This is a genomic window from Streptomyces sp. NPDC001056, from assembly GCF_053598955.1.
On sequence record NZ_JBSFLI010000008.1, the window covers coordinates 1 to 14,928 of the forward strand.

The window sequence follows — 14,928 nt, forward strand, 5'->3', positions numbered from 1 at the left end:
CCAGCCGGGCACGCTGCACCCAGAACCAGGCGGCGCGCAGCGGGTCCGGCGCGTCCTCCAGCAGGCGCAGAGCCCGCTCGGTGATCGTCAGGGCCTCTCCCCGCGGGGAGAGGGGCGCCCCTCTGTGCGTCACCGTCGTACCGAAGCGGCTTCCACCCGACGGCCGGCGGCGCCTTTCGCGGCCTACTGCGCGCCGGGCCGCACCAGGCCGCTCTCGTACGCGTACACCGCCGCCTGCACCCGGTCCCGCAGACCCAGCTTGGTCAGCACATGCCCGACATGCGTCTTGACGGTCGTCTCGCTCACGAACAGATCCGCCGCGATCTCCGCGTTCGACAACCCCCGTGCCACCAGCTTCAGCACCTCCACCTCACGGTCCGTGAGCGTGTGCAGGGTGTCCGGAACCGGCTCCTCACCCGAGGGCAGATGCGTGGCGTACTTGTCCAGCAGCCGGCGCGTGATGCTCGGCGCCAGCATCGCCTCGCCGCCCGCCACCACCCGGATCGCCTGCACCAGCTCGTCCGCGGGCGCGTCCTTCAGCAGGAAACCGCTGGCGCCGGCACGCAGCGCCTCCACCACGTACTCGTCCAGATCGAAGGTCGTCAGCACCAGCACCTTCGCCGGACCGTCCCGGCCCGGACCGCTGATCTGCCGGGTCGCCTCGACGCCGTCCATCCGCGGCATACGGATGTCCATCAGCACGACGTCCGGCTGCAGGGCCCGCACCTGATCGAGGGCCTGGAGGCCGTCACCGGCCTCGCCCACGACCGCGAGATCCTGCTCGGCCTCCAGGATCATCCGGAAACCCGTACGCAGCAGGGGCTGGTCGTCGACCAGTAGGACGCGGATGGCCACGTGACACTCCTTCGCTAGTCCGCGCCCATTCTGCCCTGCGGCACACCACCCGACTCCCGCGCCCTGACCGGCAGCGGATACGGCGGGGGAGTGCCCCCGAACTCCGGGCAGTGCGCCTGGTGATCGCACCAGCCGCACAGCTTCGTCGGCCGCGGCCGCCACTCACCGCTCTCGGTGGCCTGCCGGATGGCGTCCCACAGCGCGCGCAGCCTGCGCTCCACCCGCTCCAGATCGGCGGGCGCCGGGTCGTACGTCAGCACGTCCCCGCTGCCCAGATACACCAGCTGGAGCCGGCGCGGCACGACGCCCTTGAGCCGCCACACCACCAGCGCGTAGAACTTCATCTGGAACAGCGCGCTCTCCGCGTACTCCGGCCGCGGCGCCTTGCCCGTCTTGTAGTCGACGATCCGCACCTCACCGGTCGGCGCCACGTCCACCCGGTCGATGATGCCGCGCAGCCGGAGCCCCGACTCCAGCTCGGCCTCCACGAACAGCTCCCGCTCGGCCGGCTCCAGCCGCGTCGGATCCTCCAGCGTGAACCAGCGCTCCACCAGCCGCTCGGCCTCACCCAGCCACCGCGCCAGCCGCTCCCCGTCCGCATCGTCCGCGAACAGCTCCGCCAGCTCCGGACGGTTCTCGCGCAGCCGGTCCCACTGACCCGGCACCAGCGACCTGGCCCGCGGCGCGGTCCGCTCCCCGGCGGGCGCGTCGAACAACCGCTCAAGCACCGCGTGCACCAGCGTGCCCCGCGTCGCCGCCTCGCTCGGCTTCTCGGGCAGCCGGTCGATCACCCGGAACCGGTACAGCAGCGGACACTGCATGAAGTCACCGGCGCGGGAGGGGGAGAGCGAGGTGGGCGCGACGGCCGGGCGCTCGGCGGCCTCGGCGGCTCCGGTGGCGGTGACGGCCCCGGCGGCGTCACCGGCTTCCCCGGCTTCGGTGACCGAGGGGTCCGGCGCGGGCGAGGGGCGCGGTACGGCGGCGGGGCTCGGCGCCTCCGCCGTCGCCGCGGGCGGGTCCGTCGGCTCGGGGCCGCCCGGCGCGGCTCCCGCCTCCTCGAAGCTGGTGTCCATGTCCACAGACCATACGGCCCACCACCGACAGTGACCCGTCACCGGCCCGTGCGGACGCCCGACCAAGGGGAAATACAAGGGGTGCCGGGGCGAAACGTGCCACCACGGCCGCATACCATCGATCAGAGACCCTTCCGCCCCAAGAGGCGCGGAAGACGCTTCGAACGAGGGGACACCGTGGACGTGAGCGGCGCGAGCGGGCAGCCGCGGTCCGGCGACGACCAGCCGACCGACCACCCCGCAGTCCCAACGCCCCCCAGCCCCCCGGCACCGCGGGAGGGCGGCCCCGACACGACCGCCCCGGCCGCCGGGTCCCCCGGGGCCGAGGCCGACGGCACCGACCGGCCGGACGTTCCGGAAGGCGCGGCCGCTCAGGATGACGACCGGGCCGACCGGGACGGCCGGGACGGCCGGGACGGCCGGGACGGCCGGGACGGCCAGGACGGCCAGGACGGCCAGGACGGCCGAAACGGCCTCGCACCCGCCGACGGCGCGGCCCCCCACCGCACCCTCGCCCACTCCGAACCCCCCGGCGGCCCCGGAATGGCCAAGGGCGAACCCCCGCGGCCCCCCAAGGAGCCCGGCGGCGGCATTCTCATGGGGCGGCCCTTCGGCGTGCCCGTGTACGTGGCCCCCAGCTGGTTCCTCGTCGCCGCGCTGATCACCTGGGTCTTCGGCGGACAGCTCGACCGCGTGCTCCCCGAGCTGGGGTACGCCCGCTACCTCGTGTCGCTGTTCTTCGCGGTCGCCTTCTACGCCTCCGTACTGGTCCACGAACTCGCCCACACCGTGGCCGCGATCCGCTTCAAACTCCCCGTCCGCCGCATCCAGCTCCAGTTCTTCGGCGGCGTCTCCGAGATCGAGAAAGAGGCCGAGACACCGGGCAGGGAGTTCGTGCTGGCCTTCGTCGGCCCCCTGCTCTCCCTCGTCCTCGCCGGCCTCTTCTACCTCGCCATGAAGCCCGTGCAAGCGGGCACCGTCCCCGGCGTCCTCCTCGCCGGCCTCATGGTCTCCAACCTCATCGTGGCCGCCTTCAACCTGCTGCCCGGCCTCCCCCTCGACGGCGGCCGCATGCTCCGCGCCGTCGTCTGGAAGATCACCGGCAAACCCATGAGCGGCACCGTGGCCGCCGCCTGGGTCGGCCGCGCCCTCGCCGTCGCCGTCCTCGTCGGACTGCCCCTGCTCAACTCCTCCGGCAGCTTCGGCGGCGGCACCGAGGACACCGGCGGCATGGACACCGTCACCGACGCCCTGCTCGCCGCCATCCTCGCCGCGATCATCTGGACCGGCGCCGGCAACAGCCTGCGCATGGCCAGGCTGCGCGAACACCTCCCCGACCTGCGCGCCCGCACCCTCACCCGCCGCGCCGTACCCGTCGAGACCGACACCCCCCTCTCCGAAGCCCTGCGCCGCGCCAACGCCGCCGGCGCCCGCGCCCTCGTCGTCGTCGACGCCGACGGCCGCCCCCTCTCCCTTGTCCGCGAGTCCGCCATCGTCGGCGTGCCCGAACACCGCCGCCCCTGGGTCTCCGTCAGCAGCCTCGCCCAGGACCTCACCGACGACATGCGCGTCTCCGCCGAACTCGCCGGCGAAGAACTCCTCGACGCCCTGCGCGCCGCTCCCGCCACCGAGTACCTCGTCGTCGAGACCACCGGCGAGATCTACGGCGTCCTGTCCGCCGCCGACGTGGAACGCGCCTTCGTCAGGGCCATGGCCCGACCCGTCTGACGGCCGGTGGCCCGCCCCCGCCCGTCACGCCGGTCAAGCCCCCGGCAGGGAACCGGTAGGCTGGTCACATGTCCGAACCGACCGGTGCCGCCCGCAGGCGCGGGCCCTTCAAGGTCGGGGACCAGGTACAGCTGACCGACCCCAAGGGCCGCCACTACACGTTCACGCTCGAAGCCGGAAAGAACTTCCACACCCACAAGGGTTCCTTCCCGCACGACGAACTGATCGGTGCTCCCGAGGGCAGCGTTGTCCGCACCACCGGCAACGTGGCCTACCTCGCGCTGCGCCCCCTGCTCCCCGACTACGTCCTGTCCATGCCCCGCGGGGCAGCCGTCGTCTACCCGAAGGACGCGGGGCAGATCCTCGCCTTCGCCGACATCTTCCCCGGCGCCCGCGTCGTCGAGGCAGGCGTCGGCTCCGGCTCCCTCAGCAGCTTCCTGCTGCGGGCCATCGGCGACCAGGGCATGCTGCACTCCTACGAGCGCCGCGACGACTTCGCCGAGATCGCCCGGCAGAACGTGGAACGCTACTTCGGCGGCCCCCACCCGGCCTGGCAGCTCACCGTCGGCGACCTCCAGGACAACCTGTCCGACACGGACGTCGACCGCGTCATCCTCGACATGCTCGCCCCCTGGGAATGCCTCGAAGCCGTCTCCAAGGCACTCGTCCCCGGCGGCATCGTGTGCTGCTACGTGGCCACCACCACCCAACTCGCGCGCACCGTGGAATCCATCCGCGAGATCGGCTGCTTCAACGAGCCGACCGCCTGGGAGACCATGATCCGCAACTGGCACATCGAGGGCCTCGCCGTCCGCCCCGACCACCGCATGATCGGCCACACCGGCTTCCTGCTCACCGCCCGCCGCCTCGCCGACGGCGTCGAGCCCCCCATGCGCCGCCGCCGCCCCGCCAAGGGCGCCTACGGCGAGGACTACGCCGGACCCAACGCCGACGGCGGCACCGGCCGCTGAGCCGTCCGCACCCGGCACAACACCAGGGCGCCGTGCCCCAGTTCCCCGCCACGCGCGGGAACTCGGGCACGGCGCCCACCCGTTGACAGGGCACCAGAACCCCGGACAACCGGCAAACCGCCCCCCTCGGCCCCGCCACCACCGGAAATCCCGACCCCGCCGTTCCCCCGCACCCTGACGTGTGGCACCATGCTGGCCACCCCCCCGGCACAGCCCTCACAGGAGACACTCCTAGTGCAGCAATCCGCCGTTCCGGAGCTCGCCCACACCCACACCCGTCCCATCCACTGGCTCGCCACAGCCACCGCCGTCGCGGGCGTCGTGGCCCTCTCCTCCCTCGTCCAACCCGGATCGGCCACCGCCGCCCAGCCCGCCAAGGGCACCAGAGCGGCCCCCGCCCCCACGGCCGCCGCGCCACCCGCCACCACCGGCGTCACCTTCCCCCTGTCCTGCGGACCCGAGAAGGCCGTCGTCGCCAAGAAGGCCACCGGCGACCTCGACGGCGACGGCCGTCCGGAGACCGCCGCCGTCGTCCACTGCGACACCGCCATGGGCACCCCACCCGACGGCGTCTACGTCCTCACCCGCGCCGCCGACGGCCACACCCCCCGCGTCGTCGCCACGCTCGTCGACCCCGAGGACCGGCTCACCGTCACCGACTTCGCGATACACACCGGCACCGTCACGGCCACCCTGCTCGGCTACTCCTCCGACGCCGTGCCCCGCTGCTGCCCCGACACGAAGACCCCGGCAGCGTGGCACTGGAACGGCAAAACCTTCCTGCGCACCACACCGGCCGGGGCCCACAGCGTCTGACGACACGGCGTCCGAAAAACGCGGCTCACTCCGCGTCGGGACCGTACACCTCCACCCTGTCCGAAACCCTGCGCACATGGATGCACTCGCCAGGACACTCCCTGGCCGAGTCCACCACGTCCGTGAGCAACGGCAGCGGCACCGGCGTCGTCGCCCCCGGGGCCTGGAGCAGCTCGTCGTCCGCGCCCTTCACATAGGCCAGACCGTCGATGTCCAGCTCGAACACCTCCGGGGCGTACTGGGCACAGATCCCGTCGCCGGTACACAGGTCCTGGTCGATCCAGACCTCCAGCGCCTCCCCGGCCGGGGCCTCCTGCTGCACGGTCACCTCTCCTGACATCGGTACGCCGCACCCCCGGCACAGCCCGTACCGGCCGGGACCACTCCAGCGGCAGTCGAACATGCCCGACCCTACCCCCGGCCCCCGAAACAGGCCGCCTCCGGTCACCCAGGGTTTCCACCCCCACCGGCTCGGGTACGAGCGCTCGACCAGGAACAGGACGTCCCGCCCGCCCGACGCACACTTCCAGCCAGGCCCATGACGACACCGTCAGGCCCGACCGTCGCTCTACGTGATGACCGTACGAGCGCCCTCCGGCCTGCCCGCACAACCGCCCACCCGGCCGGAGCCGACAACTCCGGCCACCCCTGAAGGGTTTCGACCGCGCCAACCATGGAACAAGCCGCTTCCCCATCACGTTGAGTGGGTATCCCCTCCGTGCGAGGGAGTGCGCACCGGGTGACCGACGACACACCTTGACAGTCATTGTGATCTAGGGGTTTCAATCGACACCCACCCAGGTAGGGTCTGGAAGCGTCCAGCTCCCCTTGGAGGAGGTGAGGACCGTGGCAGCCCACGACGACGACATGAACCGCGGCATCCGCCCGGGACGCGGGTCCGACGACCCGGCCGGGCAGATCGCCTACCTTGAGCAGGAGATCGCCGTCCTGCGACGCAAGCTCGCCGACTCTCCGCGACACACGAGGATTCTCGAAGAGCGGATCGTCGAGCTGCAGACCAACCTGGCCGGCGTGTCCGCCCAGAACGAGCGACTGGCCAACACCCTCCGCGAGGCCCGCGACCAGATCGTGGCCCTCAAGGAGGAAGTCGACCGGCTCGCCCAGCCGCCGGCCGGCTTCGGAGTCTTCCTGCAAGCCAACGAGGACGGCACCGCCGACATCTTCACCGGCGGCCGCAAGCTCCGCGTGAACGTCAGCCCGAGCGTCGACCTCGACGACCTGCGCCGCGGTCAGGAGGTCATGCTCAACGAGGCGCTCAACGTGGTCGAGGCCATGGAATTCGAGCGCGTCGGCGACATCGTCACCCTCAAGGAGATCCTTGAGGACGGCGAACGCGCCCTCGTCCTCGGACACACCGACGAGGAACGAGTGGTCCGTCTCGCCGAACCGCTCCTCGACGTCACCATCCGACCCGGCGACGCCCTCCTGCTCGAACCGCGCTCCGGATACGTCTACGAAGTCGTCCCCAAGAGCGAGGTCGAGGAACTCGTCCTCGAAGAGGTCCCCGACATCGGCTACGAGGCCATCGGCGGCCTCGGCAACCAGATCGAGGCCATCCGCGACGCCGTCGAACTGCCCTACCTCTACCCCGACCTCTTCAAGGAGCACGAGCTGCGCCCGCCCAAGGGCGTCCTGCTCTACGGCCCCCCCGGCTGCGGCAAGACCCTCATCGCCAAGGCCGTCGCCAACTCCCTCGCCAAGAAGGTCGCCGAAGTCACCGGCCAGGCCGCCGGCAAGAGCTTCTTCCTCAACATCAAGGGCCCCGAGCTCCTCAACAAGTACGTCGGCGAGACCGAACGCCAGATCCGCCTCGTCTTCCAGCGCGCCCGCGAGAAGGCCAGCGAGGGTACTCCCGTCATCGTCTTCTTCGACGAGATGGAGTCGCTCTTCCGTACCCGCGGCTCCGGCGTCAGCTCCGACGTCGAGAACACCATCGTCCCCCAGCTCCTCGCCGAGATCGACGGCGTCGAGGGCCTCCAGAACGTGGTCGTCATCGGCGCCTCCAACCGCGAGGACATGATTGACCCCGCCATCCTGCGCCCCGGCCGACTCGACGTGAAGATCAAGATCGAGCGTCCCGACGCCGAGGCCGCCAAGGACATCTTCGGCAAGTACCTCACCGAGCGCCTCCCGCTCCACACGGAGGACCTCACCGAACACAGCGGCAACAAGAACGCCACGGTCCAGGCCATGATCCAGACCGCGGTCGAGCAGATGTACGCCGAATCCGAGGAGAACCGCTTCCTGGAAGTCACCTACGCCAACGGCGACAAGGAAGTCCTCTATTTCAAGGACTTCAACTCCGGCGCCATGATCGAGAACATCGTCGGCCGCGCCAAGAAAATGGCGATCAAGGACTTCCTCGAAAAGAGCCAGAAGGGCCTCCGCGTCTCCCACCTCCTCCAGGCCTGCGTGGACGAGTTCAAGGAGAACGAAGACCTGCCGAACACCACCAATCCCGACGACTGGGCCCGTATCTCCGGAAAGAAGGGCGAGCGGATCGTCTACATCCGCACCCTCATCACCGGAAAGCAGGGCGCGGACACCGGACGCTCCATCGACACGGTGGCGAACACCGGTCAGTACCTGTAAAAGCGGGGCGGCTGCGGGTGCCCACGGCGGGTACCCGCAGCCGACTGTTTTTCTGGCCACGACCGGAGCAGGCAATGACGCGAATGATCTCCCCACCAGCGCAAAGGCGTTCTAGGCTCTTTCCTACCGCCGAGTCGCGCAGTGCGGGCACGGGCACCGCACACGCACCGGAGCGCCAGCGGTACGTGAGCGGCGCCCACCACCGAGGGTGCCGCCGGGCAAGGAGGGCCGCATGACCGTACGGCGAGTAATGGGCATCGAGACGGAGTACGGGATCTCCGTCCCCGGCCACCCCAACGCCAATGCCATGCTCACCTCGTCCCAGATCGTCAACGCCTACGCGGCGGCGATGCACCGGGCCCGCCGGGCTCGCTGGGACTTCGAGGAGGAGAACCCGCTACGCGACGCGCGAGGCTTCGACCTCGCCCGGGAGACGGCCGACGCCAGCCAGCTCACCGACGAGGACATCGGCCTCGCCAACGTGATCCTCACCAACGGCGCGCGGCTCTACGTCGACCACGCCCACCCCGAATACAGCGCCCCCGAGGTCACCAACCCCCGCGACGCCGTCCTGTGGGACAAGGCCGGCGAACGCATCATGGCCGAGGCCGCCGAGCGGGCCGCACAGCTTCCCGGCGCCCAGCCCATCCACCTCTACAAGAACAACACCGACAACAAGGGCGCCTCCTACGGCACGCACGAGAACTACCTCATGCGGCGCGAGACCCCGTTCTCGGACATCGTGCGCCACCTGACGCCCTTCTTCGTCTCCCGCCAGGTCTTCGCCGGCGCCGGCCGCGTCGGCATCGGCCAGGACGGCCACGAGCACGGCTTCCAGCTCAGCCAGCGCGCCGACTACTTCGAGGTCGAGGTCGGTCTTGAGACCACCCTCAAGCGCCCCATCATCAACACCCGCGACGAACCGCACGCGGACGCGGAGAAGTACCGCCGCCTCCACGTGATCATCGGCGACGCCAACCTCTCGGAGATCTCCACCTACCTCAAACTCGGCACCACCTCGCTGGTCCTCGCCATGATCGAGGACGGCTTCATCGCGGTCGACCTGGCCGTGGACCAGCCGGTCCGCACCCTCCACCAGGTCTCCCACGACCCGAGCCTCAAGCGCCTGGTCACCCTCCGCAGCGGCCGCACGCTCACCGCCGTACAGCTCCAGATGGAGTACTACGAGCTGGCCCGCAAATACGTCGAGGAACGCCACGGAGCCGATGCCGACGAGCAGACCAAGGACGTCCTCAGCCGCTGGGAGGACACCCTCACCCGGCTGGAGAACGACCCCATGAGCCTCGCCGGCGAACTGGACTGGGTGGCCAAGCGCGAGCTCATGGAGGGCTACCGCCGGCGCGACGGCCTCGACTGGGACGCCGCCCGGCTGCACCTGGTCGACCTCCAGTACGCCGACGTACGGGCCGAGAAGGGCCTGTACAACCGTCTCGCGGCCCGTGGCAGGATGAAGCGCCTGCTGGACGAGACCGAGGTGGACAGGGCGCGTACGAAGCCGCCGGAGGACACCCGGGCGTACTTCCGCGGCCGTTGCCTGGAGCAGTACGCCGACGACGTCGCCGCGGCCAGCTGGGACTCGGTCATCTTCGACCTTCCCGGCCGGGACTCGCTCCAGCGCGTCCCAACCCTGGAACCGCTACGCGGAACGCGAAATCACGTCAAGGAGCTGCTGGACCGCTGCCGCACCGCGGAAGACCTGGTCAGGGTCCTGTCGGGCGGATGAGCGGGGCCAGCGGGTACTCGGTGCGGTCCGCGGCGGCGGGTGGAAATCCCGCCGCCCGGGAATCATCGAGATGGTCCCCGTACGTTGGAGAACTGCGGGGCCGATGTCGGACCCGGCTTGTAGGGTCTGATCATCACCGATCGGCAGGCTAACTGAGCGGGGTGAGGTTATGGCAACCAAGGACACCGGCGGCGGCCAGCAGAAGGCCACACGGTCCACCGAGGAGGTCGAGGAGCAGGCGCAGGACGCGCAGGCCTCGGAGGACCTCAAGGAACGACAGGAGAAGCTGTCGGACGACGTGGACTCCGTCCTGGACGAGATCGATGACGTACTTGAGGAGAACGCAGAGGATTTCGTTCGGTCCTTCGTGCAAAAGGGTGGAGAGTAAAGGCGAATTGGTCGCCTAACCTTCGAAGCGAAGGTCGTGGGGGGATCGGATGGCTGAGGAGCCGAAAGCCAAGGAATGCGGGAAGTGCGGGCGGAATCTGCCTCCCGCGGCCTTCGCGAGGGACAGGAACCGGCGCGACGGTCTTCAGGTGTACTGCCGGGAGTGCGTGGCCGAGTACGGCGCCGCGCACTACCGGCGGCGCCGGGAGGCCGAGGGCAAGGCCGTCCGGCAGAAGGTGGCGGTCCCGGTCGGGCACAAGCGCTGCCCGCAGTGCCGAGAGGTGAAGCCTCACTCCGAGTGGGAGCGGAACACGTCCTCGTCCGACGGTTGGGCGAGCTACTGCCGCCCCTGCCGTGCCGGGCGGAACAGGGCCGGCTATCTCAAGCGCGCATACGGCCTCACCGAGACCGAACGCGACCTGCTCATCGCCTCCCAAGGCGGCGTCTGCTGCATCTGTCTCGCGGCGCCGCCCGCACATGTGGATCACAGTCACGAGACGGGTAGGGTCCGTGGCGTACTGTGCTTCAGCTGCAACGCTGCGCTGGGGCAGTTCAAGGATCAGCCCGAGGTGATAAGGCGGGCTGCTGCATACGTGGAAGGAAACGTGTGGAAGCCAACACTCGTAGCACCGGGCGTCTACCAGCTGCCTTCCTGACGCCGGGATCCTCCTCCTTCATGGACTTCCTCGCCGGGCACCAGCCGGAGATGCTGCCGGGCAACCGGCAGCTGCCGCCGACGCAGGGGGTGATCGAGGCACCGCACGGCACCACCATCGTGGCGGTGACCTTCCCCGGCGGCGTGGTGCTCGCCGGTGACCGCAGGGCCACCATGGGCAATGTGATCGCGCAGCGGGACATCGAGAAGGTGTTCCCGGCCGACGAGTACTCCGCGGTGGGCATCGCGGGCACCGCCGGTCTCGCCGTGGAGATGGTCAAGCTCTTCCAGCTGGAGCTGGAGCACTTCGAGAAGGTCGAGGGCGCCCAGCTGTCCCTGGAGGGCAAGGCGAACCGGCTGTCGACGATGATCCGTTCCAACCTCGGCATGGCCATGCAGGGCCTGGCCGTGGTGCCCCTGTTCGCGGGGTACGACGTGGACCGGGACAAGGGCCGCATCTTCTCGTACGACGTGACCGGCGGCCGTTCCGAGGAGCACAACTTCGCGGCGACGGGCTCGGGCTCGATCTTCGCCCGGGGCGCGATGAAGAAGCTGTTCCGTGACGACCTGACGGAGGAGCAGGCCATCACGCTGGTGGTGCAGGCCCTCTACGACGCGGCCGACGACGACTCGGCGACCGGTGGTCCCGATGTCGCCCGCCGGATCTACCCGATCATCACCGTGATCACCGAGGACGGTTTCCGCCGGCTCACCGGGGAAGAGGCCGCCGAGATCTCCCGTTCGGTGCTCCAGCGGCGCCTGGAGGAGCCGGACGGCCCCAAGGCCGCCCTGCTCTGAGGCGGCGGCCCGGTTCTTGACAAGGTGATCACAGTGACCATGACAGAAAGGGACGGATAACCGGTGTCGACGCCGTTCTATGTCTCACCCCAGCAGGCGATGGCCGACCGGGCGGAGTACGCCCGCAAGGGCATCGCCCGTGGCCGCAGCCTGGTGGTCATGCAGTATGCCGACGGCATCGTGTTCGTCGGCGAGAACCCGTCCCGTGCGCTCCACAAGTTCAGCGAGATCTACGACCGGATCGGCTTCGCCGCGGCCGGCAAGTACAACGAGTACGAGAACCTGCGCATCGGCGGCGTCCGGTACGCCGACCTGCGCGGCTACACCTATGACCGGGACGATGTGACGGCCCGCGGTCTGGCCAACGTGTACGCCCAGACGCTGGGCACCATCTTCTCCTCGGCGGCCGAGAAGCCGTACGAGGTGGAGCTGGTGGTGGCGGAGGTGGGGGAGACCCCGGAGGGCGACCAGATCTACCGGCTGCCGCATGACGGTTCCATCGTGGACGAGCACGGTTCGGTCGCGGTGGGCGGCAATGCCGAGCAGATCAGCGGCTTCCTGGACCAGCGTCACCGGGACGGGATGAGCCTGGCGGAGGCGCTGAAGCTGGCGGTGCAGGCCCTGTCGCGGGACACGAGCGGCAGCGAGCGGGAGATTCCGGCGGAGCGGCTGGAGGTCGCGGTGCTGGACCGTACGCGTCCGCAGAAGCGCAAGTTCAAGCGGATCGTGGGCCGTCAGCTGGCGCGTCTGCTGGAGGCCGAGGGCGCGGGGTCGGCTTCGGAGGGCTCGGAGGAGTCCGACGAGGCGGAGTGATCCGCCGTCTTCTTCGTCCTGGTGTGCCCCGGCCGTCCTTCCGGCCGGGGCACACTGCCGTTCACGCGTGCGGCCGGGGCGTCCGTGGGGGCGCCGTGGAGCCTCGTACGACGAGTTCGACCGGGATGTCGCCCCCCGTCGGCTCGTGGCCCTCCAGGACGGCCAGCAGGGCGCGCATGCCGCGTTCGCCGAAGAGTTCGGCGTCGAGGCGGACGGTGGTGAGTTCGGGGTCGAGGGCGGTGGCGAGGGCGAGGTCGTCGAGGCCGGTGACGGAGACGTCGTCGGGGATGCGCAGGCCGAGGCGGCGCAGGGCCTTGTAGGCGCCGGCGGCGAGTTTGTCGTCGTCGCAGACGATCGCGGTGGGGCGTGGCCCGGGGGTGGTGAGGGCGGTCTCGGTGGCGGCGAGGGCACCTTCGATGGAGATGGGCGCGCGGGCGGTGCTCAGTTCGGTGCCGGGTACGGCGGCGAGGCGGGCGCCGAGTGCGCGGGCACGGGCTTCGAAGGTCCAGGAGGGTACGTCGGCGGCCAGGTGGAGGATGCGGCGGTGGCCGAGGCCGAGGAGGTGGTCGGCGACCTGGCGGATGCCGTCGGCGATGTCGAGGTTGACGGTGGCGGCGCCGGGACTGCCGGTGGGGTCGCTGTCGAGCATGACGAGGGGGAGGCGGTCGCCGCGGATGGCGGTGAGGGCGTCGGCGGCCATGGAGGAGGCGAGGACGCCGTCGAGGGCGGCCTGGGCGGAGGCGAAGGGGTCGCGGGCCGGGCCGATGCCTTCGGGGGAGGGGTAGAGGACGACGCCGAAGCCGTGCTGGGCGGCGACGCGGGCGGCGCCGGTGTAGACGCCGGCGAAGAACTCGGTGGTGAGGGCCGGGACGACGAGCAGGACGGTGCGGGTGCGGCCGAGGCGGAGGTTGCGGGCGGCGAGGTTGGGCCGGTAGTCGAGGGCGCGGGCGGCCTGGCGGACGCGTTCGGCGGTGGCTTCGGAGACACGGCCGCGCCATTTGTCGCCGAGGACGAGGGAGACGGCGGCCTGGGAGACGCCGGCCGCGTGGGCGACGTCGCGGCTGGTTGGGCGCGTGCTGCTGCGTGCCACTGTGGGCCTGCTCCTTCACCTGGACGCCTGAACAGCGCACATGGTACGTATGAGAGCGGAAGTTATACGTAACACTTGGGGCGTCGAGGCGCCCCGTGCGAGCCACGGGAGGCGCCGCGACATGGCCACGGGTTATCTGGAGATACTCCGGGCGCGGCATGCGCTGCGCCTGCTGACGGGCACGTTGGTGGGCCGGCTGCCGAACGCGACGGCCGCGATCGCCCTGGTGCTGTTCGTGCGCGCCTCGGGCGGCACGTACAGCCTGGCGGGCGCCCTGGCGGCGGTCTACGGCGTGGCGAACGCGGTGGGGCAGCCGGTGCTGGGCCGGCTGGTGGATCTGTACGGGCAGCCGCGGGTGCAGTTGCCCGCGGCCGTCCTCGCGGCCCTGTCGATGACGGTGTTCGCGTTCTCGGGCACCGATCCGCTGCCGCTCGCGTATGCGGCCGTGGCGGCGTCCGGGCTGTGCGCGCCGCCGCTGGAGGGCGGGCTGCGGGCCCTGTGGCCGTCGGTGCTGCGCGGTGAGGAGCAGGTGCACTCGGCGTACGCGATGGACGCGGTGGCCCAGGAGGTCATGTTCACGGTGGGGCCGCTGCTGGTGACGCTGTGCGCGTCCGTGTGGGACGCGCGTGCGGCGCTGCTGGTACTGAACGTGCTGGGTGTGCTGGGCGCGCTGTCGGTGGTGGTGTCGGCGCCGTCCCGGGCGTGGCGGTCGGCGCCGCGGGAGGCGCACTGGCTGGGTGCGCTGCGTTCGCCGGGTCTGCTGGCGTTGCTGGGCGCGTTCCTGTTCGTGGGGATCGCGCTGGGTTCGATCACGGTGGCGTCGGTGTCGTACGCGGACGGTCACGGCGGTGACGCGGTGTACGGCTGGCTGATGGCGGGGCTGGGGCTCGGTGCGCTGGTGGGCGGCTCGGTGTACGGGGCGCGGCAGTGGGCGGGGGTGCCGGAGCGGCGACTGCGGGTGCTGGTGGCGCTTCTGGCGGTGTGTTATCTGCCGTTGATGCTGATGCCGGGCGCGGTGGCGATGGTGCTGCTGTCGGTGGTGTCGGGGGTGTTCCTCGCGCCGTGTATCGCGTGTGCGTTCATCCTGGTGGACCGGCACGCGCCGAGGGGCACGGTCACGGAGGCCTTCTCGTGGCTGGTGACGACGTTCACGGTGGGTGCGTCGGTGGGGACGGGGCTGGCGGGGCCGGTGGTCCAGGCCGGTGGCACGGTGTGGGGTTTCGCGGTGCCGGGTGCGGCGGGGGCGGTGTCGTTGCTGGTGCTGCTGGCGACGGGGCGGGTCCTCGCAGCTCCCGCGCGGGGGGCGTTGGTTGCGGCTTCATCGGAAAATGATCCAAATCGTGCTGTCGAACCCCGTTTCAGCTCAACGGATCGGGCGTAATGTT

Annotated in this window: 14 protein-coding genes; 10 read left to right on the forward strand and 4 right to left on the reverse strand. The window is 70.6% G+C overall.

Annotation, left to right across the window (positions count from 1 at the left end; translation table 11 throughout):
• Positions 1-183: 183 nt before the first annotated feature.
• Together ACWDD7_RS11930 and ACWDD7_RS11935 are read right to left on the reverse strand one after the other, a co-directional pair.
• Positions 184-855 carry a response regulator gene (locus ACWDD7_RS11930; RefSeq protein WP_285560525.1) on the reverse strand — a complete coding sequence of 224 codons (672 nt, stop codon included), beginning with the start codon at positions 853-855 and terminating at the stop codon, positions 184-186.
• Between the two features lie 14 nt (positions 856-869).
• Positions 870-1,928, reverse strand: a complete 1,059-nt coding sequence (locus tag ACWDD7_RS11935; RefSeq protein WP_450457263.1) for a RecB family exonuclease — start codon at positions 1,926-1,928, stop codon at positions 870-872.
• Between the two features lie 177 nt (positions 1,929-2,105).
• On the opposite strand from ACWDD7_RS11935, the gene ACWDD7_RS11940 reads away from it, so the two are divergent.
• From ACWDD7_RS11940 to ACWDD7_RS11950, 3 genes are all read left to right on the forward strand, one after another.
• Positions 2,106-3,656, forward strand: a complete 1,551-nt coding sequence (locus ACWDD7_RS11940) for a site-2 protease family protein (protein ID WP_450457264.1) — start codon at positions 2,106-2,108, stop codon at positions 3,654-3,656.
• Positions 3,657-3,724: 68 nt separating this feature from the next.
• Positions 3,725-4,627 (forward strand): tRNA (adenine-N1)-methyltransferase, encoded by a 903-nt coding sequence (locus ACWDD7_RS11945; protein WP_351881253.1) that lies wholly within the window; start codon positions 3,725-3,727, stop codon positions 4,625-4,627.
• Between the two features lie 234 nt (positions 4,628-4,861).
• The gene (locus ACWDD7_RS11950; RefSeq protein WP_351873734.1) at positions 4,862-5,443 is read left to right on the forward strand and encodes a hypothetical protein; all 582 of its coding nucleotides are present in this window, start codon (positions 4,862-4,864) and stop codon (positions 5,441-5,443) included.
• Between the two features lie 25 nt (positions 5,444-5,468).
• Here the strand turns inward: ACWDD7_RS11950 and ACWDD7_RS11955 are convergent, their stop codons facing one another.
• Entirely contained in the window at positions 5,469-5,771 is a 303-nt protein-coding gene (locus ACWDD7_RS11955) for a ferredoxin (RefSeq protein WP_285560535.1), read from the reverse strand.
• A gap of 518 nt (positions 5,772-6,289) precedes the next feature.
• Here ACWDD7_RS11955 and arc point away from each other — a divergent pair.
• The 6 genes from arc to prcA all read left to right on the forward strand — a co-directional run bounded on the left by arc (position 6,290) and on the right by prcA (position 12,453).
• Complete coding sequence (gene arc, locus ACWDD7_RS11960; RefSeq protein WP_450457265.1) at positions 6,290-8,056, forward strand: proteasome ATPase; 1,767 nt, start codon at positions 6,290-6,292, stop codon at positions 8,054-8,056.
• Between the two features lie 232 nt (positions 8,057-8,288).
• Positions 8,289-9,800, forward strand: a complete 1,512-nt coding sequence (gene dop / locus ACWDD7_RS11965) for a depupylase/deamidase Dop (RefSeq protein ID WP_392218178.1) — start codon at positions 8,289-8,291, stop codon at positions 9,798-9,800.
• A gap of 169 nt (positions 9,801-9,969) precedes the next feature.
• Complete coding sequence (locus ACWDD7_RS11970) at positions 9,970-10,188, forward strand: ubiquitin-like protein Pup (RefSeq protein ID WP_011027899.1); 219 nt, start codon at positions 9,970-9,972, stop codon at positions 10,186-10,188.
• A 49-nt stretch (positions 10,189-10,237) separates the two neighbouring features.
• Positions 10,238-10,843, forward strand: coding sequence for an endonuclease VII domain-containing protein (locus ACWDD7_RS11975; protein ID WP_450457267.1), 606 nt, complete (start codon positions 10,238-10,240; stop codon positions 10,841-10,843).
• Complete coding sequence (gene prcB / locus ACWDD7_RS11980; RefSeq protein ID WP_450457268.1) at positions 10,795-11,640, forward strand: proteasome subunit beta; 846 nt, start codon at positions 10,795-10,797, stop codon at positions 11,638-11,640. Before ACWDD7_RS11975 ends, prcB begins: the two co-directional genes overlap by 49 nt.
• Before the next feature lie 63 nt (positions 11,641-11,703).
• Complete coding sequence (prcA, locus tag ACWDD7_RS11985; protein ID WP_351873719.1) at positions 11,704-12,453, forward strand: proteasome subunit alpha; 750 nt, start codon at positions 11,704-11,706, stop codon at positions 12,451-12,453.
• Positions 12,454-12,514: 61 nt separating this feature from the next.
• Here prcA and ACWDD7_RS11990 read toward each other — a convergent pair whose 3' ends face one another.
• A complete protein-coding gene (locus ACWDD7_RS11990; RefSeq protein ID WP_450457269.1) occupies positions 12,515-13,543 on the reverse strand; it encodes a LacI family DNA-binding transcriptional regulator in 1,029 nt (342 codons plus the stop codon).
• A gap of 121 nt (positions 13,544-13,664) precedes the next feature.
• Here ACWDD7_RS11990 and ACWDD7_RS11995 point away from each other — a divergent pair, with 121 nt between their 5' ends.
• Complete coding sequence (locus ACWDD7_RS11995; RefSeq protein ID WP_450457271.1) at positions 13,665-14,924, forward strand: MFS transporter; 1,260 nt, start codon at positions 13,665-13,667, stop codon at positions 14,922-14,924.
• Positions 14,925-14,928 lie beyond the last annotated feature (4 nt).